The organism is Actinoplanes sp. NPDC051494 (genome assembly GCF_044454705.1).
Classification (GTDB): domain Bacteria; phylum Actinomycetota; class Actinomycetes; order Mycobacteriales; family Micromonosporaceae; genus Actinoplanes.
Genome location: NZ_JBITDZ010000011.1, coordinates 228,736 through 254,923, shown reverse-complemented (window position 1 = coordinate 254,923; position 26,188 = coordinate 228,736). Strand labels below are relative to the sequence as shown.

Genomic DNA, 26,188 nt, shown 5'->3' with positions numbered 1-26,188 from the left:
TCAGCCGAGCTGGTCGCGGGCCCGCATCAGGGCGAAGCCGAGCAGGTTGAGACCACGCCACCGGGCCGGGTCCCCGGCCCGGTCATCGGTGGCGGCCAGGCCGATGCCCCAGATCCGGTCGGTCGGGCTGGCCTCCACCAGCACCCGTTTGCCGGAACCGGTCAGGAAGTCGCGCAGATCCTGGTGCTGACCGAATTTGGCCACACAGGCGTCCACCACGATGCCGAACCGCTCCCGCTCCCAGGCCTGGTCGTCGAAGCCACTGACCCGGCGGCCCAGCATCTTGGCCTGCCGAGGGTGACCGGCGGTGACGATCTTGCGGGCCGACTCCTCGTCGCCGAACAACCGGGCCTTGCGCCACATCATGAAGTGCTCGGCCGTCGCGAAGCGGACACCGTCGACCGTGAACGCCGCCGGCCACCACTGGCTCAGGCAGCCCGCACCGACGCTGCCGTCGCGTTGCGGCCGATGCCCCCAGAAGAACAGGTATTTCACGCTCCGGCCGGTGGCCGTCAGCGCGATCAGGTCGGCCAGGGAAGCAGGCGTCTCGTTCACGTTCGGAAGTATGCCGCGACCCACTGACAAGTTCCCGCGCTTTATCGCACCCTGACCCCGCGCAGGATGACGGCCCGCGGGTGGTCCAGCATCGCCATGTCGGTACGCGGATCCGAGGCGTAGACGACCGCGTCGGCGGGGGCCCCCGGCTCCAGCCCGGCCAGACCCAGGTAGGCACGGGCCGACCACGAGCCGGCGGCCAGCGCATCATGGGCCGGGACACCGGCGGCGAGCAGGGCCCGGATCTCGACCGCGATGCCGCCCATGGGACGGGTGTCGGTGCCCGCGAGCACCGTCACGCCGGCCTCGACGGCAGCCGCGACGAGAGCGGGGTGGGCGCCCACGGACCGGATCCGCTCCCGGCGCGACGGGGAGTCCGGCTGGGCCAGCGCCCTCGGCATGGTGTCCTGCAGCACGGACAGCGTCGGCGTGAACGCGATGCCCCGGGCGGCCATCTCGGGCAGCAACCCCGGATCCAGCCCCATGCCGTGCTCCACGGAGTCGACGCCGGCGTGCACGGCGGCCGTACCCCCGCCGGGTCGCTGGGAATGCACGGCCACCCGGCCGCCGACGGCATGGACCCGCTCGACGATCTGGCGCAGCACGTCCTCAGGCACGTGCGGGTCGCCGTACTGCCAGTCGGCGATGATCTTGGCCCAGCCGGTGCGGGCGGCCTGCGCGGCGGCGATCCCGGGCAGCTCGTCGTGGTCGGCCCGGCGGCCCCACCCGTCGAAGAACTGGCCGAGCTGCGCGATCCACGGCCCGGCGTGCACGGCCCGGGGCAGTGCGGGGTCCTGCCCGAACCATTCCGGCGGCTCCGCGGCGAGACCCGGCGACCGGATCAGCGTCACTCCATTGTCGACGTGCGCCTCGAGGTCACCGCGCAGGACGTTCTCGTCGAGCGGATCACCGGGCTGCTCGGCCCCGGGATGGGTGTGCGCGTCGACCAGACCGGGCAGCAGCCAGCCCTCGATCAGTTCGGCCCCCGCGACCGGATCGGTGGTCCAGCGGTCCCCGTCGGTCCAGAGGTCGAGCACCTCGCCGCCGGGCAGGGCCGGCCCCCGCAGATGAAGAACAGTCATCACCGCAGCCTAGGGCCACAGTGGATCAACGCCGCCGAAAAATGTCACAGGGGGCCGATAGGTTCCAGCATGCGGATCGACGCCACGGGGGCGCCGATCCGCCCTGCTCAGATCGGTTCGGGAGGCTCTGTGTTGCGGCGCAGGGTCTCCCCCATCAGCCGGACCCGGTCGTGCAGCTCGGCCGGGTTCTCGATGACAAAATCGGCGCCCAGCATGCCGATGACCATGGCGGGCCAGCCGAGGTCGTCCACGCTCATCCGCACCCGGCACCGCACCGGGGCGCCGGGAACGGCGTCGAGCTGCTCGGTCTTTCCCCACTGCCCGATGAACTGCCGGACCCGCTCCCGGTCGGTGTGCACGACGACCGACACGTCATAGCGGTTGCGCACCTCGGACCGGCGGGCCTTCATCCAGGCGACCGGGTCGCCACCGGGGATCTCGCGCGGCCGGAACCGGACCCCGGTCAGCTCGGCACCGCTGAGCCGGTCGACCCGGAAGCTGCGCCAGTCCCCGCGGTCGAGGTCCCAGGCCACCAGATACCACCGCAGCCCCAGTGAGACGAGCCGGTGCGGCTCCACGAACCGCTCGGTGAGCGGCGCGGTGCCGTGGGTGGGTGCGGTGTAGCTGAAGCGCAGGCGCTCCTCGGCCCGGCAGGCCAGGGCGATCGTGGTCAGCGTGGTCGCGTCGAGCGCGGGACCGGACCCGAACGCCCCGGGGGTGCTCACCGCCCGCAGCGCGTCGATGCGTTTGCGCAGGCGGGGCGGGAGCAGCTGGATGACCTTGGCCAGCGCCCGGACCGAGTTCTCCTCGAAGCCGGCCACCGCGCCGGCGGCCATCGTGCGCAGGCCGAGCGCGATGGCCACCGCCTCGTCGTCGTCCAGCAGCAGCGGCGGCACCGCGGCGCCGGCCTGCAGCTGGTAGCCGCCGGCCACACCACGGGCCGCGTCCACCGGGTAACCGAGCTCGCGGAGCCGGTCGACGTCGCGGCGCAGGGTCCGGGGGCTGACCTCCAGGCGGTCCGCCAGCTCCGTGCCGGGCCAGTACCGGTGGGTCTGCAGGAGGGAGAGGAGGCGGAGCATCCGTGCGCTCGTGTTGGCCATGCACCCACCCTCGCTCCGATTGCGGTCAGGAAGTGGCCGCTATCGAGCCTAACGTCGGCGCCATGTTGGAGACACATGAGCTCAGCAAGCATTTCAAGGACGTACGGGCGGTGCAGGGCATCGATCTGACCGTCGGCGACGGTGAACTGGTCGCGCTGCTCGGGCCGAACGGGGCCGGGAAGTCGACGACGCTGCGGATGCTCACCACGCTCATCCCGCCGACCTCCGGCACCGCACGGGTGGCCGGATTCGACGTCGTCCGGCAACAGCGGGAGGTGCGGCAGCGGATCGGGTACATCGGGCAGGGCAACGGGGCCGGCCACAGCCAGCGGGGCCGCGACGAGCTGATCAGCCAGGGCCGCGCGTACGGCATGAAGGTCGGTGCGGCCCGGCTGCGGGCCACCGAGCTGATCGAGTCGCTGGGTCTCGGGGAGGTCGCCGACCGCACGGTGTCGACGCTCTCCGGCGGGCAGCGGCGGCGGCTGGACATCGCCATGGGCCTGATCCACTCGCCGGAGCTGCTGTTCCTCGACGAGCCGTCGACCGGGCTCGACCCGCAGAACCGGGCCAATCTGCAGGAGCACATCCGCGGGCTGCGGGCGGCGCACGGCACCACGGTCGTGCTGACCACGCACTACCTGGACGAGGCCGACTCGATGGCCGAGCGGGTGGTGGTGATCGACCACGGCCGGATCATCGCCGACGACAGCCCGGCCGCACTGAAGGCCGAGCACGTCGGCGACCGGATCGTGCTGGGCTTCGACCACGAGAGCGACGCCGCCGCGGCCGCCGCCCGGCTGTCGTACCCGGGCATCGAACGCGAGGGCGGCAAGCTGCGGATCTCGATGGACGGCGCACCCCGGCGGGTGCCCGGGATCCTCGCCGACCTCGGCGCCGCGGGGCTGGACGTGAGCGAGGTCGAGGTCGTCCGGCCGACGCTGGACGACGTGTTCCTCAAGCTGACCGGTCGCAGCCTGCGTGAGGGCGACGCCCGCCGGGCCGAGGCGGAACTCGTGGGGGCCGGACGATGAGCAACCTGATCACCGACACCGGCGTGGTGTTCAGCCGCGAGCTGCGGCCGATGCTGCGCAACCCGTTCACCGCCGTCTTCTCGATGGTCCAGCCGCTGGTCTTCCTGGGCCTGTTCGCACCGCTGCTGCCCGCCGACCTGTCGCTGCAGTGGTTCGTGCCCGGCATCGTGGTGATGTCGTGCCTGTTCGGCACGTCGATGACCGGTTCGAACCTGCTGTACGAGATCCAGACCGGGTCGCACGAGCGGATGCTGGTCACCCCGTTGCGACGGCCGGCGCTGCTGATCGGCCGGGCGCTCAAGGAGATCGTGCCGGTGCTCGGCCAGGCCGCGCTGATCGTGGCGCTCTGCCTGCCGTTCGGGTTCGAGCTGCACCTGGCCGGGGCGCTGATCGGGCTCGTCATCCTGTCGACGTTCTGCCTGGGGCTGGGCGCGCTGTCGTACACGCTGGCGCTGGCCGCGAAGAACCAGGAGTGGTTGTTCTGGACCGTGCAGCAGACGCTGCTCTTCCCGCTGCTGCTGCTGGCCGGGATGCTGCTGCCGATCGACAACGGGCCGGGCTGGTTGCAGGGCCTGTCGAGGGCCAACCCGCTGACGTACGTGGTGGACGCCGAACGAGCCCTGTTCAGCGGCTCGATCGCGAGCTCGGAAACCGCGTGGGGAGCGGTCGCGGCCGTCCTGGTCGCCGCGGTGGGCCTCGCCGTCGGCACCCGAGCCATGAAGCGCTCGGATTGAGGGCGACCACTCCGGCGCGCGGGAGCCGGGTAGGCACGCGGAGAGCGCGGGGCCGATAACGTCGAACCGGAAGTGAGTGATCGACGTGGGGGGCGCGAACGATGGTCGGGTGGCGGCGGCGGGAGCCCTATGCGATCCCCAGGGCGCTGGGGCGGTTCATCGAGGGGTGGAGCCGGCCGCGCCCCGAGGTGCCCCGGCAGCGGCGGCCCAACCCCGGTGCGGTCGTCGACTGCGCGGTGTACCACGGCGGTGCGCGGCGCCCCGGGCACGAGCACTACACGGACGCGGCCCGGGTCGCCGGACGGCAACGGGACGCGTTCGTGTGGCTGGGCCTGCACGAACCCGACGAGGCGACGATGGCCGCGGTCGGCGCGGTCTTCGGGCTGCACGAACTCACCACCGAACAGGCCACGGCCGGTGGGCACCGGCCGGCCGCCGAGACGATCGGCGAGGTCACCCGGCTCGTGCTGCGGACCGCGCGGTACGTCGAGCACGAGGAGCTGACGGCCACCTCCGAGGTCGTCGACACCGGGGACGTGACCGTGCTGGTCGGGCGGAATTTCGTGATCACCGTGCGGCACGGTGCGGCGGGGGCGCTCAAGCCCGTACGCGAGGAGCTCGAAGCGCGACCGGAACTCCTGGCCGCGGGTCCGTGGGCCGTCGCCTATGCGGTGTGCGACCGGATGGTGGAGCTCTATCTCGAGGTCGCCGGCCAGGTCGAACGGGACCTGGAACGGGTCGAGGAGAGCGCGTTCGCGCAGCGGGTGAACGCGCCCGGCATCGCCCACATCTACCAGTTGAAGCGGGAAATGGTGGAGTTCAAGCGGGCGGTCCTGCCGTTGCAGGAACCGTTGCACAAGGTTGTCGACGGCGGGGTGGTGCCGGCGGCGTTGTATCCGTACCTTGTGGACGTACGGAGTCGGCTGTCCCGGGCGGTGGACCGGGTGTCCGGCTTCGACGACCTGGTCAACTCCATCCTGCAGGCCCGGCTCGCCCAGGTCTCGGTGGATCAGAACAACGACATGCGCAAGATCGCTTCGTGGGCGGCCATCGCGGCCGTGCAGACCGCTGTCGCCGGGCTCTACGGGATGAACTTCACGAACCTCCCCGGGCTCGACTGGAAGTACGGCTACCCCACCGTGCTCCTCGTGATGGCCGTCGCCGCCGTGGCGCTGCACCGCAGGCTGAAGAAAGTGGGCTGGTTGTGACGATCGCGGAGCCGGATCCGCGCTGGGCCGAAGCCGGGCGGCTCGCCGTCGTCGTGCTCGCACCGTTGTTCGTCGCGGTCGAGCACATCGGCAGCACCGCCGTGCCCGGGCTGGCCGCCCAGCCGGTGATCGACCTGATCGCCGCCGCCGTCGACCTCGACGAGGTGAACGACGACGCGCTGCTCACTCTCGGTTACCGCAGCGAGAACACCGACCTCCCGGACCGGCTGTTCTACTGGCGCGAGGACTACGACAGCCTGCGGTACCAGCTGCACGTGGTGCCGGCCGGCACCTGGGCGGACGCCGGCGAGCGACTGCTGCGCGACTATCTGCGGACCCACCCGGAGCTGCACGAACGGTACGTGGCACGCAAAAGGGAGCTCATGGACCGTTTCGGGCCGACCGAGGAGTACACGGCCGGCAAGTCCGGCCTGGTGCTGGAGATGACCGAGGCCGCGCGCAAGGACAGGTGACCGTTCGGATCGCCGGTCCAGACCGGACAGAAGATCGGGACTGCCCCTCTTCGCCGTGGCAGATCGCTACTCCCCGTAACTACCGTTGAGGTGATCACTCAACGGGGGGAACGTGGAGAGACGTACCGGCCTCATCGCCGTCCTGCGCGGGCATCTGGACCTGGTCCTGAACGCCGGCTCGCTGATGGCGACCACGGCGATCACCTCGCTGTTCGGCTTCGCCTACTGGTGGCTCGCCGCCCGGACCGCCCCGGAGGCGGCCGTGGGCCAGGCGTCCGCCGCGGTGTCGGCGATGACCCTGATCGGCACGATCGGGATGTTCGGCATGGGCACCATGCTGATCTCGGACCTGTCGTCGCTGCGCGGGCGCAAGTGGGAACTGATCTCCACCTGCCTGCTCATCGCCGGGTCCGCCGCCACCGTGGGTGGCCTGATCTACGTCGGCCTCGCGCACTGGGCGCTGCCCGGGCTGGGCAGCGCGCTCGGCGGCACCCCCGCCACCGTGCTGCTGGTGTTCGGCATCGCGCTCAACGCGATGACGCTGGTGCTGGACGAGGCGCTGGTCGGCCTGTTGCAGGGCCCGTTGCAGCTGATGCGCAACGCCTGGTTCTCGGTCATCAAGCTCGTGCTGCTCGGCGTGCTGGCCCTGCTGCCGATCACGCTCACCGGTGGTCAACTGCTGCTCACCTGGGTGGCCGGGATGGTGCTGTCGGTCGCGGTGCTGAGCCGGACGCTGCGCAAACGCCGAATGATCGACTCGGTGCGCCCCCGGGTGCACCTGCTGCGCGGCCGGGGCCGGTCGACGTTCGACCACAACCTGCTGAACCTGGCGACGTACCTGCCGCGGGCCGCCCTGCCGCTGGTCGTCATCGCGACGCTCTCGGCCGAGGCCAACGCCGCTTTCTACACCGCGTTCATGGTGACCTCGTTCCTCGCCATGGTGCCCGGCAACGTGGCGCTGACGCTGTTCGCCGTGGCGAGCGGCGACAAGGCCGCGCTGCGCTCCAAGGTCCGGGTCGGCCTGGCGATCTGCCTGGCCGTCGGCCTGCCGGCGTCGCTGTTCGTGGCGCTGCTCTCCGGCCCGATCATGTCGGTCTTCGGCGCGAGCTACGCCGAGGCCGCCGGGACGGCGCTGATGATCCTGGCGCTGACCTACCTGCCGTTCGTGTTCCACCACTTCTTCCTGGCGATCTCGCGCGTGCAGGGCACGGTTCGCGGCGCCGGCTACTTCTCGGTTCTCGCCGGGGCCGCGGAACTGGTCGCGGCCTGGTGGGGCGGCACCCACGGCACCCTGACCGACCTGGTCACCTGGGTAGCCGTGGTGATGGCGGTCGAGATGGTGCTGGTCGCCCCCACCGTGCTGCGTGTCGTGTTCGCCAAGGATGCCCCCGAAGGAGACAACATCGTGTCCACCACGAGCCTGACGCTGCGTGAACGCGCGTGGCTGCCGCTCGAGTACATCCGTACCGTCGGCCCGCTCACCGGCGTCACCGCCGAGCGGCTGCGGGCGGCGCTGATCGGGCTGCACGCCGCCGATCCCACCCACCGGGCGGTGTCCCGGCTCGACCGCAAGGGCGCCCGCTGGCTGCACATGGACGCGACGGGCTTCGCCGCATACGTGCGGGAGGCGGTCACCGACCTCGGTGCCGGGCCGGTCGACTTCGACGCGATGAGCCGGCGGCTGCAGGCCGAGGAACGGGGCCACCATCCCGTACGTTTCCTGGTCGGCGGTGGTTATGTGGCGATGAAGGTGTCGCATGCCTATGGTGACGCGGGCCCGGTCAACGTGCTGCTGCGCGAGGTGGTCCGGGCGGCCGCCGAGGAGCGTCCCGCGGTGATCGGCCCCTCGGTGCGGCACCGCTGGGCGCTGCCGGTGGCGTGGTGGAAGCAGTTCGGCACCAAGCCGGGCCGCTGGAAGCAGGGCCTGAGTTTCGCCCGCCCGCCGGTGCACGAGGAGGGCCCGGTACGCCCGTGGGCCGCCGATCTCACCGTGGTGACGGCCCGGTCGGCGACCGTGCTCGGCGACATGCGCACCTGGCGGGACCAGCACGCGCCCGGGGTGACCACGTCGGCGATCACGTTCGCGGCGTTCGCCGGGGCGCTGCAGGAGCTCGGATTGCAGCCCGACCTGCGCGGTGGAGTCTTCCTCGCCGACGCCCGGCGCTATCTCGGCAAGGGCATCGGCATCGACAGCAACTTCGTGATGGGGCCGTACCTGTCGGCGGAGAGCCTGACCGACCCGCGCTCGATCCACTCGACGCTGAAGGCGGAGCTGGCGACCGGCCGGATCCTCACGATGATGGTGCTGCGTGAGGGCAAGATGCTGCTCAGCGGCATTCAGGGCCTGCCCGACCCGTACCCGGCCGTGGCACCGGTCGCGCCGCACCCGGCGCTGACGTTCAGCAATCAGGGCCGGCACGACATGCTCGGCGACCTGCCCTGGGCGGTCGGTCCGGAGGGCCGGGTCAACCAGAGCGTCCCGACCGCGAGCGGCCCGGACGGCATCACGCTGACCACGTCCGAGATGAACGGGGTGCTGCACCTCGAGGCCACGTTCCACGCCTCGACGTACGACCCGGCGGTCCTGGCCCGGGCGCTGGAGATGGTCTGCACCTGCCCGGCGACCGTGATCATGGCGGCCCGCTGAGGCACCCCCGGGGAACCTACGCGCGGCCGGCAGCCCCCCGCCGGCCGCGCGTATCCCGGTCTCAGAACTCGACCGGTCTCAGAACTCGACGCCGGCCACGACGGTCAGCTTCACCGGGAACTTCTTGACCTTCTCGACCGCGTCCTTGCCGCAGGTGTGGTAGGTCAGCTTCGCCTCCAGCGGCACGACCACCGACTTGTCGTACGCGGCCGTCACCCGGAACGCGGTGCGGTCGGTCTTACCCGCCTTGAGATCCGCGCTCTTCGAGAACGACGAGTAGGTGTCGGTGTTGGCCGGGTAGGTGACCTCGACGTCCTTGCCGCTGAGCCGGACCTCGGCGTCGCACACCGGCTTGCCGGTCTTCCAGTACAGATCGACCCAGGTGGCCGTCCCCGGCGCGACCGGCCGGGTCCATTCCGTGATCAGGTGCGGCCCCCGGGCCGCCGCCGCGGCGGGAGCTCCGGTGGTCACCGCCGCCAGTCCGGCGGCCGCCGTCGCCGCCATCGTCATCGCCGCGATCCGCCGAGTCTTACTCATGCCGAATACCTCCTGGAAGTCCGATTTACCCCACGCTAGGCGGCAAATCGAACTCCGGGGGCAGAATTACAGTTTCTGGTACATGACATGCAGTCCTACGAGGCCCTGCGATGCCGAGTCGAACGCTTCCGGGACGGTGCCGACCACATCGAAACCCAGGGACTTCCACAGCTGTACGGCCGCCGTGTTCGTCTCCACCACCGCGTTGAACTGGACACCGTGGTAGCCGGCCTCCCGCAGCCAGTTCAGGGCGTACTCGCCGAGCGCCCGGCCCACGCCGCGGCCCCGCGCCTGCGGGTCGACCATGAAACTGGCGGTGCCGACGTGCGACCCCCGCCCCGGCCGGTTGGGGCCCATCTTGGCCGTGCCGAGGATCTGCTCCCCGTCGACCGCCACCACGACATGGCTCGGCGCGGGCTCCATCCAGAGCGCCTGGGCATCGGCGCTGCTCGCGTTCCGGGGATAGACGTACGTCTCCCCCGCCTCGACGATGCCCGACCAGAACGGGTAGATGGCCGGCCAATCCTGCGGGGTCGCGTTCCTGATCTCCATGTCGCGACCTTACGACGCCGGGCCGATGCGGTCGTTGCGGAGGTGCTCGTAGACCACGGACGTGCGGACGTCGGCCACGTGCGCGTGCTCGGTGAGCCGGTCGATGACGAACGCGTACAGGCTGTCGTTGTCGGGGACCGCGACATGGATGAGGAAGTCCTCGGTGCCCGACGTGACGAAGACGCCGAGCGTGTCGGGCAGGGCCGCCGCCCAGTTGCGGAACGCCTCGATGTTGCGGCGCGACGGTGGCCGGATACGGACCGCGATCAGCGCCTGGACCGGGCGGCCGATCGCCGCGAGGTCGACGGTCAGGCTGGCGCCGCGGATGACGCCGCGGTCACGCAGCGCCCGGGTCCGGTCCAGCGCGGTCGTCGGGGAGACCCCCACCGCGGCCGCGATGTCGCGGTTGGTGCGCCGTGCGTCCACCTGCAGTTCGCGCAGGATCGCCGTATCAAGTTCGTCCAGGTCGGCCACCGGACCACCCTAGCCGAATTAAGTACGGATTCCTTGCTCCCATTTCGTGTGGATGCTTAGCATTTCCAACTATGAGTGCTGCAAATACGGTCGGATTCGAACCTGCCGAAATTCGTACCGACGAGTCGACCCGCTCCGCCCGGCTCAAGTGGGTGGTGGTGGTCGACGAGGCGATGCCGTCCGGGCGCGCCGCCAACGCCGCGATCTGCGTGGCCGCCACGACCGCGACCGCGGTGCCCGGCCTGATCGGGCCGGAGGCGAAGGACGCCGGCGGTTCCGTGCATCCGGGGCTGCCGTGGGCCGGGTGCACCGTGCTCGGCGCGCCCGCCGCGCGGCTGAGCGAGATCAGGGCCCGGGCGGTGGAGTCGCTCGGTGTCTTCGTCGCGGACATGCCGTCGAACGGGCAGAGCACCCGGGTGTACGACGAATACCTGCGCCAGGTCGCCGACAGCACCGCCGAGCAGCTCGAATACCACGCGATTTCCCTGGTGGGGCCCCGGAACCGGGTCGACAAGCTGGTGCGGGGGCTGGGTCTGCTGGCCTGATTTATTGGTTCAAATCACCTTCAACCCTCTGACAAGCGACGATAGGGGCAGCGTCGGGTCAGGAGGGGGACGGCAATGTCGCTCAGTGCTGCACATACCGCGGCGTTCCGCCGTGAGGTACCCCTCGAGGGCCGGGTCTGGTCGATCCGGGACTCCCGCGGGTACCCCGCCCCCCAGGGTGCGGACGGGACGCGGGCCATGCCGTTCTGGTCCAAGCAGTCGCGCGCCAAGCGGGTCGTCTCCACCGTCGGCGCGTTCCAGGGCTTCGACGTGGTCGAGATCCCCGTGTCGGACTGGCTGGACAGCTGGCTGCCCGGCCTGCGCCGGGACGACGTGCTGGTCGGCGTCAACTGGGCCGGCACCCGGGCGACCGGCTACGACCTGATGCCCGCTCAGGTAGCAGCCTGGTTCGAAGAGCTGCCGTGACCACGCCAAAAGCTTCAGTGATTCCCCCGGGGACCGATACACATTGCGACAGGCTGACCATGCCGGCGCAATCGGTCGCGGCACCCGAGAAGGAGAACCACGATGCTCATCACCCTGCTGCGCGAGATGGCGCGTCGCTTTCCCTCCCGCGACCTGGCGCTCGACGACGACGGCGCCACCGCGGTGGAGTACGCGCTGCTGGTCGGCCTCATCGCCGTCATCATCATCTCCAGCGTGACGCTGCTGGGCGGCAACATCGACGCCATGTTCGACGATGTGGCCAACCAGCTCGGCGGCGGGACGGACGACTCCGGCAGCTGATCGCGCGACCGCGGTCGCACCGTGCCGACCATGGTGCGGCCGCCGTCGAGATGGCGATCGTGCTGCCCCTGCTGCTGCTGATCGTCTTCGGCATCATCGAGTTCGGGCTGGGCTGGAACCGCCAGCTGAACCTCACCGAGGCCGCCCACCAGGGCGCCCGGGTGGCCGCGCTCAGCGGCGACCCGGACGAGGTCGACCGCACGATCGCGCGGATCCTCGGCCCGGACACCAGCACGCAGCTGGACCGGCGGATCACCACCTCGTGCGACGACGGCGACTACGCCACCGTCGACCTCACCCTCACCTGGGACTCACCGACCGGCCTGGGCAGCCTGATGGCGACGTTCGGCCGCCGTGACGTCACGAACTTCACGCTGCACGCCACCGGTGTGATGCCATGCGTCGGCTGACGCGCGCCGACGACGAGGGAGCGGTCGCCGTCCTCGTCGCCGTGCTGCTCGCCGGTGGGGTCCTGATCGGCCTCACCGGTCTGGTCGTCGACGTGGGCGGGCTCTACGCCAAGCGCGAGCAGCTCCAGTCCGGCGCGGACGCGGCGGCCTGGGCGGTGGCCGAGGCCTGCGTCGAGAACCCTGACACGTGTACGAACGCAGCCCAGCAACCCACCGTCGACGAGCTGGTGGCCGCGCAGCTCTACGGCCCGCGCCCGAACAACGACACCAGCGCGGCGCTCGCGGGGCAGGTCTGCGTCGACGGCATCGACTGCGCGGTGTGGAACACCGACGTCGAGTGCCCGTCGCTGCGGCTGACGTTCGGTGACTACGTCGAGGTCCGCGCCTATTACCAGGACGCCGGGAACCTGACCATGCCCGCGCCGCTGTCCGGCCGGGGCACGACGGTGGGCGCCTGCTCCCGGGTCTCCTGGGGCCCGGCGGACAACCTCGAGGTCACCGCGCTCGGCATCGCCGCGTCCTGCGTGCCGGACGACGGTTACCGCCGGGCACCCGCGCAGGCCGGGGAATCCGCCGTCGTGCCGATGCGCTCGCTGCCGCCGGCCACGGCCGCCGACGACATCGCGATCCGGCAGGTCGACGGCAGCGACGACAGCTGCGGTTACGCCTGGCTGGACGGCGACCTGCCGGCCCGGGACTGCCGCGTCACCCCGGCACCGCCGGAACAGGTCACGGTCCTCACCCTCGCCCAGAGCCAGACTCCCGACGGTACGGCCTGGATGTCGGCCTGCGGCCAGGCCGTGTCGGACGCCCGGAACCGGGCCCCGTTGCTGGTCGCGATCTACGGCAGCGCACCGCCCGCCGACGACGGCACGGTCCACGCCGGGCCCGGGCAGGTCACCGTCGTCGGGTTCGCGGCGTTCCAGCCCACCGGCGGCATCGGGGACTGCAGCCCGTACACCTGCCTGACCGGCTATTTCACTCGCGTGCTCGCGCCTCGGTCGCAGCCCCGGTTCATCGATGATGTACCCGGGGACTACGGCGTGACGGTGATCGGGCGTACCGGATGACGGAGAAATGATGCGACGCCGGATTCTCATCGCGCTGGCCGCGCTGGTCCTCGCCGGGCTCAGCGGGGTCTCCATGCTGCTGTACGCGCGCGGCGTCGATCAGCGGGCGGTGGACGGGCGGCGGGCGGTCTCGGTGCTGCTGGCCGACAAGCGGATCGCGGCCGGCACGACCGGGGCCGAGATCAAACGGCTGAAGCTGGCCCGGACGGTGGTCATGCCGGCCGAGACGGTGCCCGAGGGCACGCTCGACGTGCTGGGCGCCGATCTGGACCGGTTGCGGTTGACCGCCGACCTCGCACCGCAGCAGCTGCTGATGCGGGGGCTGTTCAGCAGCGCCGACCCGGGGTCGGCGTCGACCGTGGGGGTGCCGGACGGGCAGCTCGGCGTCAGCGTCGAGGTCGGCATGGCCCCCGGGGTCGCCGCGAAGGTCGCGTCCGGGGACCGGGTCACCGTGTTCGTGACGTACCCGAAGGGGCAGCCGCCCGGCGCGCAGAAGACCCGGGTGCTGCTGACCGCGGTGACGGTCATCAGCATCACCAGCGGGCAGCCCAGCGACGTGCGGCCCACGACGTCCACCACCAAGAGTTCCGCGGCCGGCCGGACGTACCCGGTGACGCTCGCGGTGGACCAGCAGGACGCGACCCGGCTCGTGCACGCCGCGCAGACCGCGGAGCTGTATCTCGGGCTGCTCGGGGCCGGGGCCGAGGTCACCCCGTCCGCGGCGGTGGACCTGGACTCCCTCTGGCCGAAGGGGAAGCCGTGACCTTCTACGTCTATGTGGAGCCGGACGCCGAGCGGCGCAGCACGGTCGGATCGTTGTACGCCGACTACGGTTTCGACGTCGTCAGCGACCTCGACGACCTCGACGCGCATCTGCCGCGCAACCCGGAGACGCTGCTGGTGATGATCGGCGCCACGGTGGATCTCGAGGCGGCGCTGACCTTCACGTCGTACCAGCGGGTGCAGCGGCCTTTGATCGGTGTGCTGCTCCTGCGCCGGACGCTGGAACCGGACGTGCTGGCGCGGGCGATGCGCGCCGGGATCCGGGAGGTCCTCGAGGAGCTGGACGCCGAGGGGATCCGGGTCGCGGCGGCCCGCTCGATCGACCTGTCGAAGGCGCTGAGCACCTCCATGCGCAGCGCCGGTGACCAGGCCCAGGCCGCCAAGATCATCACGGTGTTCGCGGGCAAGGGCGGGTGCGGCAAGAGCGTCGTGGCGACCAACCTGGCGGCGGCGCTGTCCGGCGACGGCAACCGGCGGGTGCTGCTGGTCGACCTGGCGCTGCAGTTCGGCGACGTGGCGATCATGCTGCAGCTGCCACCGAACCGGAGCTTCTCCGACGCGATCTCGATGGGCGGCAAGGTGGACGAGGCCGGGCTGCGCTCGGTGATCACGCCGTACCGCCCCGGCATGGACGCGCTGCTGGCCCCGAGCAGCCCGGCCGAGGGCGAGCACGTCAGCCGGGAGCTGGTCACCGAGGTCCTCGAGGTGGCCCGCGGCATGTACGACTACATCATCCTGGACACCCCGCCCGCGGTCACCGACCAGGTGCTGTCCGCGCTGGACCTCTCCGACTGGTTTGTGCCGATCGTCACGCCCGACCTGCCCACGCTCAAGAGCGTGCGGCTCACCATCGAGATGTTCGACCTGCTGGAATACCCGCGCGACCGGCGGCTCGTGGTGTTCAACCGGGCCAACACCGAGGTCGGGCTGACCACCGAGGACGTCGAGGAGGCGGTCGGCGCCCACCTGTCGGTGCACGTGCCGTCGTCGCGGGACGTGCCGGTGTCGGTGAACCGCGGTGTACCCATCGTGCTGCAGGACCCGACACACCCGGTCAGCCTCGCCATGCGCCGGCTTGCCGACCGTTGCTCGGGCGTGATGAGCTCGCAGGAGACCCGCCGCAAGCTGTTCGCCTTCGGGCGGCGCCGGTGAGCCTGTCCGCGCGGATCGCCGCGCGCACCCAGGCCCCGGTCGCCCCGCCGGCGCCGGAGGAGGGCCCGGCCTCCGCCACCGAACAGCGGTACCGCGCGGCCGGCATGCAGGCCGGTGACGCGGTCACCGAGGTGCGCCTGCGGATCCAGCGCCAGCTCGCCGACGAACTCGGGCCCACCCTGTACGCGACCGGGGCGCAGGGTGACGACCTCGACGAGCGGGTCCGGCAGACCCTGACCGAGCTGATCGCGCGCGAACAGACCCCGCTGGCCGGCGCCGACAAGGCCCGGATCATCCGGGACGTCACCGACGACGTGCTCGGGCACGGGCCGATCGAGTCGCTGCTGCGCGACGCGTCGGTCAGCGAGGTCATGGTGAACGGCCCCGACCTGATCTACGTCGAGCGCTACGGCCGGCTCGAACGCGCCGACGTGGAGTTCGACGACGAGGCGCACCTGCGGCGCATCATCGACCGGATCTGCTCGCGGGTCGGGCGCCGGGTCGACGAGGCCAGCCCGATGGTCGACGCCCGGCTGCCGGACGGCTCCCGGGTCAACGCGGTGGTGGCACCGGTGGCACTGGACGGCTCGTCGCTGACCATCCGCAAGTTCTCGATGTCGCCGCTGACCGTGGACGACCTCATCCGGTTCGGCACGCTGACCGCGAAGACCGCCGAGTTCCTGGAGAACGCGGTCCGGGGCCGGCGCAACATCGTGGTCAGCGGCGGCACCGGCTCGGGCAAGACCACGATGCTCAACGTGCTGTCCGCGTACGTGCCGTACGACGAGCGGATCGTGACCATCGAGGACGCCGCCGAGCTGCAGCTGCGCCAGGACCACGTGGTGCGGATGGAGTCACGGCCCAGGAACTCCGAGGGCCGGGGCGCGATCAGCACCCGCGACCTGGTGCGCAACGCGCTGCGGATGCGGCCCGACCGGATCGTCGTCGGCGAGGTCCGCGACGCCGCCGCGCTCGACATGCTGCAGGCGATGAACACCGGCCACGACGGCTCGCTGACCACGCTGCACGCGAACACCCCGCGCGACGCGATCGCCCGGATGGAGACGATGGTGCTGATGGGCGGCCTGGACCTGCCGCTGCGCGCCATCCGGGACCAGATCGCCGCCGCGGTCGACGTCATCCTGCAGGTCAGCCGGCTCAAGGACGGCAGCCGCCGGATCACCCACATCTCCGAGGTGGTCGGGATGGAGTCGGATGTCGTCAGCCTGCAGGACCTCTTCCTGTTCGACTACAAGACGAACCGGCTGGAACCGACCGGGCTGCGTCCCCGGTTCGCCGACGAACTGGCCGTGTACGGCGTCACCATGGCCCCGGCGCTGTTCACCAAGGGACGCCGATGAAGTGGCTCGTGCTCGCGATCGTGGCGTCGGCCGGGGCGGTGGGACTGATCGCGTACCTCGTCCTGGAGGTCTTCCTCGGCCGCACGTTCTTCCAGCGGCGCCTGGCCGACCTGCGGCGCTTCGCGGTGCAGGCACCGGTCACCAAGGGGCGGTTGCTGGCCGCGGTGCGGCATCGGGCCACCCGGGCCGGCGAGCAGCTCGCCCGGATCGGCAGGCTCGACAACCACACGCTGCTGGACGCGGCCGCGCTGCCGGTGCGCCCGGGCGAGTGGCTGGTGATCCGGTCCGCCGTGGCGCTCGTGACGGCCCTCGTGCTGGGCCTGGTCCTGCCCTGGTTCATCGGGGTGCCGGCCGGCCTGATCGCCGGGTTCCTGCTGCCGAACGCGCTGCTGCAGGGCCGCGTCGAACGCCGCAAACAACGCTTCGCCGAGGAGCTGCCGGAGACCCTGCAGATGGTCGTCAGCTCGCTGCGCTCCGGTTTCACCCTGCAGCACGGCATCGAGAACGCGGTCCGCGACGACGACGGCCCGGTCTCGGCCGAGCTGCGCCGGGCACTGTCGGAGACCCGGCTCGGCGCCGAACTCGAGGACGCGCTGGAGGGCGTCGGGCTGCGCACCGGCAACCACGACATGACGTGGCTGGTCATGGCGATCCGGCTGCAGCGGGAGGTGGGCGGCTCGCTGTCCGAGGTGCTGCAGACCACCGCGGACACCATGCGCGAGCGCCAGCAACTCAAACGCAGCGTGCAGGCGCTGTCCGCCGAGGGCCGGCTGTCCGCGGGGATCCTGCTGGCCATGCCGCTGATCATGGGCGCGTGGATGGTCCTGTTCCGCCGGGACTACATCCGGCCGCTCTACACCGACCCGCGCGGGCTGGTCATGATCGCGGTCGCGGTCGGCCTGCTCATCACCGGTGGCCTCTGGCTGCGCCGCGTGGTCCGGGTGGAGGTCTGATGGGACTGTTGCTGGTCGAGATCGTCGCGATCCTGGCCGGGAGCGCGGCCGCCGGCCTGTTCCTGCTGGCCGTGGCGCTGCCGCCGACCCGCGGCGAACGCATGATGCGCACGCTCGGCATGTTCAGCCACGACCGCGGCAAGCTGCTCGACGAGCGCGGGCCGACCCTGGACCGGCGGTTGCGCACGGCGACGGTCGAGGCCTTCGACCTGCTCGGCCGGGTGGTCACCCCGGCCGGGGCACGGGTACGCCTCGAGCGGCTCCTCGACTACGCCGGGAACCCGGAGGACCGGCTCATCGCCACGGTGGTCCGCCGCCGCGCCCAGCTCCTCGTCGGCATGGGCCTGGCCGGGGCGCTCGGCGGCGCCACCCTCGCCGGGGCGCGGGGAGCCCTGCTGGCCGGTCCCGCCGCGGCGGTGCTCGGGCTGTTCACCCCGGACCTCATCGCGTACGACCTGGGCACCAAGCGGCAGCGCGAACTCGCGAAGTCGTTGCCGGACGTGCTGGACGCGCTGGTCATCGGCGTCGAGGCGGGGCTCGGGCTGGACGCCGCGATGGCCCAGGTCGCGGCGAACCTCGACGGCCCGATGCCGGCCGAGGTGCACCGGGTGCTGCAGGAGATGAAGATCGGCGTGTCGCGGACCGAGGCGCTGCGGTCGCTGGCGGCCCGCACCACCGTGCGCGAACTGCGGGCGTTCGTGACCGCGGTGATCCAGGCCGGCGAGCTCGGTGTGCCGATCGCCGGCGTGCTGCGGGAGCACGCCCGCGACCAGCGCACCAAGCGCCGTCAGCGGGCCGAGGAGCAGGCCCAGAAGGTGCCGGTCAAGCTCCTGTTCCCGGTGCTGTTCTGCCTGTTCCCGGTGATTTTTGTGGTGATTCTGGGTCCGGGGATCCTTCGCCTCCTGGATACGCTGGGACGCTGACCGACGGCTCCGCGCTGGGTTCCGGCTCCGGCTCCGGCTCTTGGGACGGCGGCGTCTCCGATGGTGGCGGCGTGCTCGGCGTCGGTGCCAGGCTCGGCAGGGGTTTCGAGGCGACCGTCCGCTCCGGCAGGTCGAACGTCCAGCCGTCCGCCTTCAGCCTCGGGATCAGCTTCGTCAGGGCCGCGATGGTCTGCTCCCGCTCGCCGCCGCCGTCGTGCACCAGCACCACCGCGCGGGGCGTGAGGTTCTTCTCGATCCGGTCGGCGATGACGTCCGCGCCGGGCAGCAGCCAGTCGTCCGGGTCGACCACCCAGCCCAGCGGGGTGTGGCCGAGCTCCGCGCCTTCCTTGGCCGAGGCGCCCCACGAGCCGTACGGGGCACGGAAGAACGGCACGGTCGCGCCGGGAGCCGCCACCGCGATCGCCGCGTCGGTGCGCTCGATGTCCGCCCGGGCCCGCGCCGCGGTCATCGTGCCCAGGTCGTCGTGCTTCCAGGAGTGGTTGCACAGCACGTGCCCCTCGGCGATGACCCGCCGGACCAGCTCCGGATAGCGTTCCACCTCCTCGCCGACCATGCAGAACGTGGCCTTCACCCCGTTCGCCGCGAGGATGTCGAGCACCTCCGGCGTGTACCCGGAAGGCCCGTCGTCGAACGTCAGGGCCAGGCGCTTGCCGGTGCCCTGGGTGCGCACCACCGGCGTACCGAATCCGGGTCTGCCGTCGCTCTTCTTGCTGTTCTTCTTGCTGCTCTCGCCGCTCTCGGGGGATGTCTTGTGCGAGCGGCCGGCGTCGCCGACGTCGGTCCGGCCCACGTGCGCGGCTTCTGGCAGCGCGACGACCGGCGATCCGGCCAGCGCGTCGCGGGTGAAGTCGCGCCACAGCCGGGCCGGCACGGTGTCCCCGTCGATCGCCTTACCGTTCCTGTCCCGGATCGGGCCCGGCTTCGCCTTGCCGAGCCACACCACCGTCGCGAGATCGGGCGTGTACCCGGCCATCCACGCGTCCTGGTTGTCTTTCGTGTTCGCCCACTGCTGGGTCCCGGTCTTGCCCGCGGCCGGGCGCCCGGGCACCACCTTGTCGTTGCGCACGACCGCGGCGAGCGCGGTCGAGATGTCGGCCGCCGCCGCCTCGTCGAGCACCGGCGCCGACTTCGGCACCGCCGTGTAGACCCGCTTGCCGGCGGCGTCGTCCGCCTTCTGCACAAAGAACCGATCATGGCGTACGCCACCCGAGGCGAACGTGGCATAGACGGTGGCAAGATCGGCCGGCGTCACGGCGTACCGTCCGATCGCGATGTCCGCCCTGGTCCTGCCGGGCTTGGGGTCGCCCTTGACGTCGACCAGCGTGGGCGCGGTGCCGTATGTGCGCGGGATGCCGAGCGCCCACGCCATGTCCCGGACCCGGTCAGCGCCGATCTCCTCGGTGACCGCGTAGAACGGCGTGTTGAGCGAGTCGACCATCGCCTCCTGCAGCGTGCAGCTGGGACACTGCAGGTCGAGGTGGTTCTTGAGCGGCACCCCGAGGCGGCCCGGGAAGATCCGCGGTGAACTGCCGTCCCAGCGCGAGAGCAGGCCGATCCCCTGCCGCAGCGCCGCCGCGAGCACGACCGGCTTGAACGTGGAAGCGGCCGGGTGCGATGCCGAGGAGTCGTCGAAATAGCCGCTGCCCTTGCCGCCGTAGTAGGCGCGTACCCCGCCGGTCGCGGGATCGAGCGCGACCAGCGCGGCCCGCAACCCGTCCTTCTGTCCCACCGGTTTGCCGGTCGCCTGCTCGATCTTCCGCTCGACCTGGTCGACGGCGGCCCGCTGCGCGGTCGCGTCCAGGGTCGTGGTCACCGACAGCCCACCGGTGTGCAGCGTCTGCGCGGTCACCCCGTGGGCGGCCAGTTCACGCTCCACCCGGTCGATGATCAGGCCGTCGGCGCCGGGATCCTTCGCCCACTTCGCCGACACCGGCGGATATTCGAGGTCACCCTCGAGCCAGCCGAGGTCCCGCTGCGCCTTGACCACCCAGTTCCACCGCTGCCGGGCGGCCTTGGCGTTGTTGGCCGGGTCGAACCCCCACGGATCCTTGATAACCGAGGCGAGCACCGCACCCTGGGCCGCGGTCAGCCGGTCCGGCGTGATGCCGAAGTACGCGTTCGCCGCCGCCGCGATGCCCTGCGCCCCACGTCCGTAATAGATCGTGTTCAGGTAGCGCTCGAGGATCTGGTCCTTCGTGTACGTCCGCTCGAGCTGCACCGACAGCGCCAGTTCCTTGGCTTTGCGCTCGACCGACACGTCCTGGGTGAGGAAGGCGTTGCGGGCGTACTGCTGGGTGATGGTCGAGGCGCCCTGCCGGCTGCTCCCGCTCACATCGGCGACGACCGCGCGCACCACCCCGCGCATCGAGAAGCCGCCATGCTCGTAGAAGTCGCGGTCCTCGGCGGCCAGGACCGCCGACCGGACCGCCTCGGGCACCGCGTCCAGCGGCACGTCACTGTGGTCGACGGTGCCCACCCGGGCCAGGATCGTGGTGCCGTCCCGGAAGTACAGAGTCGACGCCTGCGGCTGCACCGGTACGTCCGGAAGCGGCACGGACTCGACGTACGCCTCGGCTGCGGCCGCCCCGGTGAGCGCATAGAACACCACGACCACCAGGAGCCGGACAAGGACTCTTTTCCACTTCACTCACCAAAGACGGAGATGCCGGGAAATCCGTGGCACTCTATGCTTGACTACTTTGAGTGAAGACTCACTCACCTTTCATCTACGCGCCGTGACCAGCTGTTTCGCGTAGGTTGCATGATCGGGATATGAGACACATCTCGCCTTGTCCGAATTCATACCGCCCGAGATTGGTGGTCCGCAGCCACCGCACCTATGCTTGCGCCACTGCAAACAAGGGGGCACCGTGCGAAGTCTCGAGATCCTCGTCGTCGACGATGACGACGCTGATGCCTTCATGATCTCGGAGGCCCTCGAGAACACCGAGCGGCTGACCACGGTCAACCGGGTCGCCGACGGCCGCGAGGCCCTCGACTACCTGCGCCGCCACACCCCGTTCGAGCAGGCCCAGCGGCCCGACCTCATCCTGCTCGATCTCAACATGCCCCGCATGGACGGCCGCGAGACGCTCGCCGCGATCAAGACCGACGACCAGTTCAAGACCATCCCCGTCGTCATACTGACCACCTCCGGCGCGGCCCCCGACATCGAGTCCAGCTACCAGCACCGGGCCAACGCCTACGTGACGAAGCCGTTCGGCCTCGACGAGTTCGAGTCGACGGTCCGGACGATCGACCGCTTCTACCGCGAGGTCGCGATCCTCCCGCCCGGCGAGTAGTTTTCCGGACGCCCCCGGGGGTAATGCCCCGGTCATGGCCGACACCGAAACCGCGCCTGAGGACCTCGGCGCGCCGCAGTCATATCTCGTGCTCAGCGACGGCACCCCGGTCTACGACCGGGCGGGTGCCGAGGTGGGCAAGGTCGAACACGTTCTCGCCGACGACCGCGACGACATCTTCCACGGCCTGATCGTGAAAACCCCCGAGGGCCACCGCTATGCCGAGGCCACCGTCATCGACGGCATCTTCGAACGCGGCGTGATCATCACCCAGTCCGCGGGCCAGCTCCCCGAGCCGGCCGACACCGACACCCCCACCGACGGCCTGCGCCGCGCCTGGAACTGGCTCATCTCAGGACGTGCGTCATAACGGCCACCACGTCCGCATGGCGCCGCAGCGGGTTGCGGTAAAGCGGCCCGGGCCCACCGAGCCGGATCCGCAGCGCCTCCCGGATGATCCGGTGCCAGCGGTCGCCGTACGTGCCGAGCGCGAGATTCTCCCGGGTCCGCCGCGCCAGCGCCGGCCAGTCGGTGCGAACACCCAGCTCGGCGATGTTCGGGCCCCGGACGACCAGCCCACCCTGGGCCAGCACGTGCCAGGTCACCAGGTTGCGTTCGAATCGGGAGTCCGGGCCGGGCTCATAGCGGTCGGCAAGGGCGAGTTAGGCCGCACAGGTGTCCACGACGCCGGAGTCGAGGGGATCGTTCACCGTGCCGACCGTAGCCAGAGCCGTCCACCCCCGGCACCGGGTCAGCCGGCGGTCTCGAGACCGGAGTCGCGGCAGACGCTGACCATCTCGGCGGCGGCGGCGCTCACCGCGGCGACCTTGTCCGGCTCGTCGTCGGCACCTGCTGCCGCGACCGCGGTGGCGTAGGCCTGCGCGAGTCGCTGGGCGGCGTCCGCGACCGGAGCGTCCGCGGTCTCGCTGGCTCGCAGGATGGCGTCGGCCACCCCCGGGGTGGTGACGGTGCCCTCGCGGACGGCCGCGACCGCCTTGCCGCAGGCCAGTGTGCCCGGCGGATCATCAAGCACGGCACTCGCGGAGGCCACCGTCACCGCTGCTGCCGGCTGACGGGGCTCCGCTTCCTCGGCCTGATCGGAGCATCCGCCGAGCGCCACCACCAAGACCAATACACCCAGTGATTGGATCACCGCCTGAGAGTAAGGGTCGGGCCGGATCGGACCGCTGGCGGGCCCCACTCAGACGGCGTCGAAGGCCGGGGCGTAGCGGAACGACCCTGTCTCCTTGCCGGTCCAGGCGGACAGGGTGCGGATCTGGAAGTGGTCCTCCCAGCCGGGCTGCGGGGGAATCACCCCGAGGGACCGGGCGAGCCGGAAGCCGAACCGCCGGTAGTAACCGTGGTCACCGAGCAGGATCACCTCGGGCGCGTCCAATGCGTCGGCCGCCGCCAGGACGGCGTGCATGAGGGCGCTGCCGACGCCCTGGCGCTGGTGGGTGGGGAGCACGCCGAGCGGGCCGATGCCGATGGAGGGGCGCTCGCCGATGCGGGCCCGGCTGCCGAGTACGTGACCGGTGACCCGGCCGTCGATCTCGGCCACCAGCGACAGGGCGGGGATGATGTCGCCGGCCGCTCGCAGCGCGCCGACGAGTTCGGCCTCCACGGCGATCGAGACGCCGGGCCGGGCGAAGGCGGCGTCGTGCAAGTCAAAGACCGCCTGGTGGTCGGCATCTGTTTCTCGTCGGATCAGCACGCTGGTCAGCGTGGTCGCTGGGCGGGCGCCGGCGCAAACGGTTTCCGGGGCGGGACACGGACCGGGCCGGTCGAGTGATCGACCGGCCCGGGTGATGCTGATGGGGGAACGCTCAGAGAGCGCTGCCCTTCTTGTACTCGTCCCAGCTCATGCTCCAGTCGGTCCAGCCGTTCTGCCACTGCAGCTGGCGGCCGGTGCCTTTGACCTGGACCACGTCGCCCATGAGGGTGCGGTCGAAGAGCCACTTGCCCATGGCCTCGGAGACGTTGACGCAGCCGTGGGAGACGTTCTGCTTGCCCTGCACGCCCTCGGACCAGGACGCCGCGTGGACGAACTCGCCGCCCCAGGTGTAGCGCTGGGCGTAGTCGATCTTGGTGCGGTAGCCCTCGCCCTCGGGCAGCTCGTCCATCGTGTCGAAGACGGTGTGTTCCTTCTTCTCGATGATGACCGCGGTGCCGCTGGAGGACGGGGTGCTGGCCTTGCCGAGGCTGATCGGCAGCTTCTTGATGACCTCGCCGTCCTGGGTGACGGTCATCTGCTTCTTCTTGCTGTCCGCGACCATGATGAACGAGCGGCCGACGTTGAAGTCGACGGTCAGGTCGGAGCGGCCGTACCAGCCCTTGTCCATCTCGACGCCGCCCAGGGAGATCTTGTAGGAGACCTTGGAGTTGGCCTTCCAGAAGACCTTGGGGCGGTAGTGCATCTCGGTGCCGCTGATCCAGTACCACGAGCCTTCCTGGGCCGGCTTGGCTGTGACGACCATGCGGCGCTCGACCTCGGCGCGGTTGCTCTTGGGGACGGAGCGGCTGAACTTGATGATGACCGGCATGCCGACGCCGACCTTCTGGCTGTCGCCGAGGAAGCTGGAGACCCGGACGAGCTGGGACGGCTTCTTCATGACGGTGAAGGTGCTGGTGGTGCTGCCGCCCTTGTCGCCGGACGGGGTGCCGTTGACGGTGACCGTGTAGGTCTTGCCCCAGGCGAGCGCCTTGGCGGGCTTGAAGACCTTGTCGTCCTTGTCGAGCGTGCCCTGGACCTCGGCGCCGTCGGCGTCCTTGACCTCGACCGTGGTGTTCGACGGGTCCTCGGAGGTGTACTTGATCTCGGTGATCGCCTTGACCCCGGTCGCGTCCGCGGCCGGTGCGGTCACCGCGACCGTGCTGAGCGTGGGCTGCGGCGAGGGGGACTCGGCACCGGGCTCACCGCTGCCCTGGGAGCCGCCCTGCCACTGTGGCGTGGCCGAGCTGTCGTCGCCGCCGCCGCTGCAGCCGGCACTGAGCAGAACTGTCGCGGCCACCATCGCCGCCGCGGCAGCACGCCACCGCTGCTTGCCGGCCTGGCCGGTCGATCCACGAAGCCTCATGATCCCTCTCACCGCACTTTCGTCCGGCGCCCATCATCCGTCATGGATGCCAGACCCCCCAATCCCGGATTCGTGCCAGTCGCCACGTCGACGAACCCGGGTGACACTTTACGCTTCAAGCTTCAGGCCTGGCCATCCTGCGCGGCCAGGTCGGCCGCCACCGGGAGGGCACTGCCCTTCACGAACTCTTTCCAGCTCATGTCCCATGGCGTCCAGCCGTTGCCTTCCGCCAGCTTGTCCTCGGTACCCCGGATGGTGATGGGATCACCGATGAGTGTCGTGTCGAACAACCACTTCGCCTGCGACGGAGCAACGTTGACACAACCGTGCGACACATTGCGCCGGCCCTGGGAGCCGACCGACCACGGCGCGGAGTGGATGTACTGCCCCGACCAGGTCAGCCGCTGGGCGTACTCGATGTCGGTGATGTAGCCCTCGCCGGCGGGCATCTCGTCCATCGTGTCGAAGACCGTCGCGGCCATCTTCTCCATCACGACCATGGTGCCACTCGACGACGGGTGCTTCGGAGAGCCGAGGCTGACCGGCAGCGTGCGCACCTTCTTGCCGTTCTTGACGACCGTCATCTGCTTGGTCTTGTTGTCGACGCTCATGATCAGGCTACGGCCGATCTTGGCGGTCGCGCCACGGTCCTGGTCGCCGTAGCGACCGGAGCCGGTCGGCAGGCCGCCCACGGCGGCGCGGACGGTGATCGTCGTGCCGCTCTGCCAGAACTTGGGCGGGCGGTAGTAGACCTGGGTGCCGGTCGAGGTCCAGGACCAGGTGCCGGGCTGCGACGGCTCACTCTTGACGAACAAGCGCTTCTGTACGGCCGCCCGGTCGTTCTTCTTGATGCCCGGGTTGAACTCGACGACGATCGGCATGGCGACGCCGTACGTGTGATCGTCGAAGAGGTAGAGGCCGGTGCCGGTCTTCTTGGCCGGCTTGGCCATGGTGGTGAACTTCGTGGTCTCGGTCTTCGAGGCGCCCGCGTCGTCCACGGCGGTGACGCTCGCCTCGTACACCTTGCTGTTCTTCAAGGGCTTGGCCGGCACCCAGGCCGAACCGTCGTCACGCAGCCCGCCCGCGACGGCCTTGCCCTTCTCGTCCTTGAGGGCGACGGTCGTCACCTTGCCGCCGCTGACCTTGAAGCCGATCTCGGCACTGACCGGCACGCTCTTCTTGCCGGTGGCCGGAGTCACACTCAGTGAAACGGCGCTGGACTGGCCGCCGTCCACCGCCCCGGATTCGGATGTTCCGGTCGTTCCTTCTGATGCCGACGATTCCGGGGCAGGAGCGGACGAAGTGCCCACCCAGGCCGCAGCGTCGGGTTCCTTGGCGCCGTCCCCGCACGCGGTGAGCGAAAGGGGTGCAACCACTACCAAAGCCACGACTGCGAGGAGCGAGCGCCGCATGCTGACCATCTTCTGCCCCGTTCTCATGTTCTGCGCGGA

General features: G+C 70.7%; 29 protein-coding genes. 17 read left to right on the top strand and 12 right to left on the bottom strand.

All coding sequences use genetic code 11. The features are described 5' to 3' along the window. From ACIA6A_RS32325 to ACIA6A_RS32315, 3 genes are all read right to left on the bottom strand, one after another. Positions 1-555 (bottom strand): NADAR family protein, encoded by a 555-nt coding sequence (locus tag ACIA6A_RS32325; RefSeq protein ID WP_396101749.1) that lies wholly within the window; start codon positions 553-555, stop codon positions 1-3. A gap of 41 nt (positions 556-596) precedes the next feature. Next, positions 597-1,637, bottom strand: a complete 1,041-nt coding sequence (locus ACIA6A_RS32320; RefSeq protein WP_396101748.1) for an amidohydrolase family protein — start codon at positions 1,635-1,637, stop codon at positions 597-599. A 107-nt stretch (positions 1,638-1,744) separates the two neighbouring features. After that, positions 1,745-2,737 carry a helix-turn-helix transcriptional regulator gene (locus ACIA6A_RS32315; protein WP_396101747.1) on the bottom strand — a complete coding sequence of 331 codons (993 nt, stop codon included), beginning with the start codon at positions 2,735-2,737 and terminating at the stop codon, positions 1,745-1,747. 62 nt (positions 2,738-2,799) lie between these two features. Here ACIA6A_RS32315 and ACIA6A_RS32310 point away from each other — a divergent pair, with 62 nt between their 5' ends. The 5 genes from ACIA6A_RS32310 (at position 2,800) to ACIA6A_RS32290 (ending at position 8,830) form a co-directional block, all read left to right on the top strand. Next, entirely contained in the window at positions 2,800-3,768 is a 969-nt protein-coding gene (locus ACIA6A_RS32310; RefSeq protein ID WP_396101746.1) for an ATP-binding cassette domain-containing protein, read from the top strand. Then, entirely contained in the window at positions 3,765-4,502 is a 738-nt protein-coding gene (locus ACIA6A_RS32305; RefSeq protein WP_396101745.1) for an ABC transporter permease, read from the top strand. The genes ACIA6A_RS32310 and ACIA6A_RS32305 overlap by 4 nt, the downstream gene beginning before the upstream one ends. A gap of 101 nt (positions 4,503-4,603) precedes the next feature. Next, positions 4,604-5,710: a magnesium and cobalt transport protein CorA gene (locus ACIA6A_RS32300; RefSeq protein ID WP_396101744.1), complete on the top strand. Its 1,107-nt coding sequence runs from the start codon at positions 4,604-4,606 to the stop codon at positions 5,708-5,710. Further along, the gene (locus ACIA6A_RS32295) at positions 5,707-6,183 is read left to right on the top strand and encodes a GrpB family protein (protein ID WP_396101743.1); all 477 of its coding nucleotides are present in this window, start codon (positions 5,707-5,709) and stop codon (positions 6,181-6,183) included. Before ACIA6A_RS32300 ends, ACIA6A_RS32295 begins: the two co-directional genes overlap by 4 nt. Before the next feature lie 112 nt (positions 6,184-6,295). Continuing rightward, the gene (locus ACIA6A_RS32290; protein ID WP_396101742.1) at positions 6,296-8,830 is read left to right on the top strand and encodes a lipopolysaccharide biosynthesis protein; all 2,535 of its coding nucleotides are present in this window, start codon (positions 6,296-6,298) and stop codon (positions 8,828-8,830) included. Positions 8,831-8,908: 78 nt separating this feature from the next. On the opposite strand, the gene ACIA6A_RS32285 is transcribed toward ACIA6A_RS32290, so the two are convergent. From ACIA6A_RS32285 to ACIA6A_RS32275, 3 genes are all read right to left on the bottom strand, one after another. Beyond that, the gene (locus ACIA6A_RS32285) at positions 8,909-9,367 is read right to left on the bottom strand and encodes a hypothetical protein (protein WP_396101741.1); all 459 of its coding nucleotides are present in this window, start codon (positions 9,365-9,367) and stop codon (positions 8,909-8,911) included. A gap of 66 nt (positions 9,368-9,433) precedes the next feature. Further along, on the bottom strand, positions 9,434-9,919 hold the full coding sequence (locus tag ACIA6A_RS32280; RefSeq protein ID WP_396101740.1) for a GNAT family N-acetyltransferase: 486 nt from the start codon (positions 9,917-9,919) through the stop codon (positions 9,434-9,436). 9 nt (positions 9,920-9,928) lie between these two features. Continuing rightward, positions 9,929-10,393 (bottom strand): Lrp/AsnC family transcriptional regulator, encoded by a 465-nt coding sequence (locus ACIA6A_RS32275; RefSeq protein ID WP_396101739.1) that lies wholly within the window; start codon positions 10,391-10,393, stop codon positions 9,929-9,931. Positions 10,394-10,464: 71 nt separating this feature from the next. Here ACIA6A_RS32275 and ACIA6A_RS32270 point away from each other — a divergent pair, with 71 nt between their 5' ends. The 10 genes from ACIA6A_RS32270 to ACIA6A_RS32225 all read left to right on the top strand — a co-directional run bounded on the left by ACIA6A_RS32270 (position 10,465) and on the right by ACIA6A_RS32225 (position 18,337). Beyond that, on the top strand, positions 10,465-10,938 hold the full coding sequence (locus ACIA6A_RS32270) for a DUF2000 domain-containing protein (protein WP_396101738.1): 474 nt from the start codon (positions 10,465-10,467) through the stop codon (positions 10,936-10,938). A 75-nt stretch (positions 10,939-11,013) separates the two neighbouring features. Then, the gene (locus ACIA6A_RS32265) at positions 11,014-11,364 is read left to right on the top strand and encodes a DUF2750 domain-containing protein (protein WP_396101737.1); all 351 of its coding nucleotides are present in this window, start codon (positions 11,014-11,016) and stop codon (positions 11,362-11,364) included. Between the two features lie 102 nt (positions 11,365-11,466). Then, positions 11,467-11,685 (top strand): Flp family type IVb pilin, encoded by a 219-nt coding sequence (locus ACIA6A_RS32260; protein ID WP_396101736.1) that lies wholly within the window; start codon positions 11,467-11,469, stop codon positions 11,683-11,685. After that, positions 11,682-12,095 carry a TadE/TadG family type IV pilus assembly protein gene (locus tag ACIA6A_RS32255; protein ID WP_396101859.1) on the top strand — a complete coding sequence of 138 codons (414 nt, stop codon included), beginning with the start codon at positions 11,682-11,684 and terminating at the stop codon, positions 12,093-12,095. The genes ACIA6A_RS32260 and ACIA6A_RS32255 overlap by 4 nt, the downstream gene beginning before the upstream one ends. Continuing rightward, a complete protein-coding gene (locus tag ACIA6A_RS32250) occupies positions 12,083-13,165 on the top strand; it encodes a pilus assembly protein TadG-related protein (RefSeq protein WP_396101735.1) in 1,083 nt (360 codons plus the stop codon). Before ACIA6A_RS32255 ends, ACIA6A_RS32250 begins: the two co-directional genes overlap by 13 nt. 10 nt (positions 13,166-13,175) lie before the next feature. After that, positions 13,176-13,928: a Flp pilus assembly protein CpaB gene (locus ACIA6A_RS32245; protein ID WP_396101734.1), complete on the top strand. Its 753-nt coding sequence runs from the start codon at positions 13,176-13,178 to the stop codon at positions 13,926-13,928. Further along, positions 13,925-15,100 (top strand): CpaE family protein, encoded by a 1,176-nt coding sequence (locus ACIA6A_RS32240; protein WP_396101733.1) that lies wholly within the window; start codon positions 13,925-13,927, stop codon positions 15,098-15,100. Before ACIA6A_RS32245 ends, ACIA6A_RS32240 begins: the two co-directional genes overlap by 4 nt. Then, a complete protein-coding gene (locus ACIA6A_RS32235; RefSeq protein WP_396101732.1) occupies positions 15,097-16,461 on the top strand; it encodes a CpaF family protein in 1,365 nt (454 codons plus the stop codon). Before ACIA6A_RS32240 ends, ACIA6A_RS32235 begins: the two co-directional genes overlap by 4 nt. Further along, on the top strand, positions 16,458-17,414 hold the full coding sequence (locus tag ACIA6A_RS32230) for a type II secretion system F family protein (protein ID WP_396101731.1): 957 nt from the start codon (positions 16,458-16,460) through the stop codon (positions 17,412-17,414). The genes ACIA6A_RS32235 and ACIA6A_RS32230 overlap by 4 nt, the downstream gene beginning before the upstream one ends. Continuing rightward, positions 17,414-18,337, top strand: a complete 924-nt coding sequence (locus ACIA6A_RS32225; protein WP_396101730.1) for a type II secretion system F family protein — start codon at positions 17,414-17,416, stop codon at positions 18,335-18,337. Before ACIA6A_RS32230 ends, ACIA6A_RS32225 begins: the two co-directional genes overlap by 1 nt. Here the strand turns inward: ACIA6A_RS32225 and ACIA6A_RS32220 are convergent. Continuing rightward, positions 18,237-21,005, bottom strand: coding sequence for a transglycosylase domain-containing protein (locus ACIA6A_RS32220; protein ID WP_396101729.1), 2,769 nt, complete (start codon positions 21,003-21,005; stop codon positions 18,237-18,239). The two genes, ACIA6A_RS32225 and ACIA6A_RS32220, sit on opposite strands and share 101 nt — an antisense overlap. Positions 21,006-21,228: 223 nt before the next feature. Here ACIA6A_RS32220 and ACIA6A_RS32215 point away from each other — a divergent pair, with 223 nt between their 5' ends. Next, on the top strand, positions 21,229-21,660 hold the full coding sequence (locus tag ACIA6A_RS32215; protein ID WP_396101728.1) for a response regulator: 432 nt from the start codon (positions 21,229-21,231) through the stop codon (positions 21,658-21,660). Positions 21,661-21,694: 34 nt separating this feature from the next. After that, positions 21,695-22,030, top strand: a complete 336-nt coding sequence (locus ACIA6A_RS32210; RefSeq protein ID WP_396101727.1) for a PRC-barrel domain-containing protein — start codon at positions 21,695-21,697, stop codon at positions 22,028-22,030. Here ACIA6A_RS32210 and ACIA6A_RS32205 read toward each other — a convergent pair. The 5 genes from ACIA6A_RS32205 to ACIA6A_RS32185 all read right to left on the bottom strand — a co-directional run bounded on the left by ACIA6A_RS32205 (position 22,008) and on the right by ACIA6A_RS32185 (position 26,158). After that, on the bottom strand, positions 22,008-22,265 hold the full coding sequence (locus ACIA6A_RS32205) for a hypothetical protein (protein WP_396101726.1): 258 nt from the start codon (positions 22,263-22,265) through the stop codon (positions 22,008-22,010). The genes ACIA6A_RS32210 and ACIA6A_RS32205 overlap by 23 nt on opposite strands. 146 nt (positions 22,266-22,411) lie before the next feature. Further along, positions 22,412-22,813, bottom strand: a complete 402-nt coding sequence (locus ACIA6A_RS32200; RefSeq protein WP_396101725.1) for a hypothetical protein — start codon at positions 22,811-22,813, stop codon at positions 22,412-22,414. Between the two features lie 48 nt (positions 22,814-22,861). Continuing rightward, positions 22,862-23,374 carry a GNAT family N-acetyltransferase gene (locus ACIA6A_RS32195; RefSeq protein ID WP_396101724.1) on the bottom strand — a complete coding sequence of 171 codons (513 nt, stop codon included), beginning with the start codon at positions 23,372-23,374 and terminating at the stop codon, positions 22,862-22,864. A 112-nt stretch (positions 23,375-23,486) separates the two neighbouring features. Next, the gene (locus ACIA6A_RS32190; protein WP_396101723.1) at positions 23,487-24,737 is read right to left on the bottom strand and encodes an Ig-like domain-containing protein; all 1,251 of its coding nucleotides are present in this window, start codon (positions 24,735-24,737) and stop codon (positions 23,487-23,489) included. 122 nt (positions 24,738-24,859) lie between these two features. Beyond that, complete coding sequence (locus ACIA6A_RS32185) at positions 24,860-26,158, bottom strand: Ig-like domain-containing protein (RefSeq protein ID WP_396101858.1); 1,299 nt, start codon at positions 26,156-26,158, stop codon at positions 24,860-24,862. Positions 26,159-26,188: the final 30 nt, after the last annotated feature.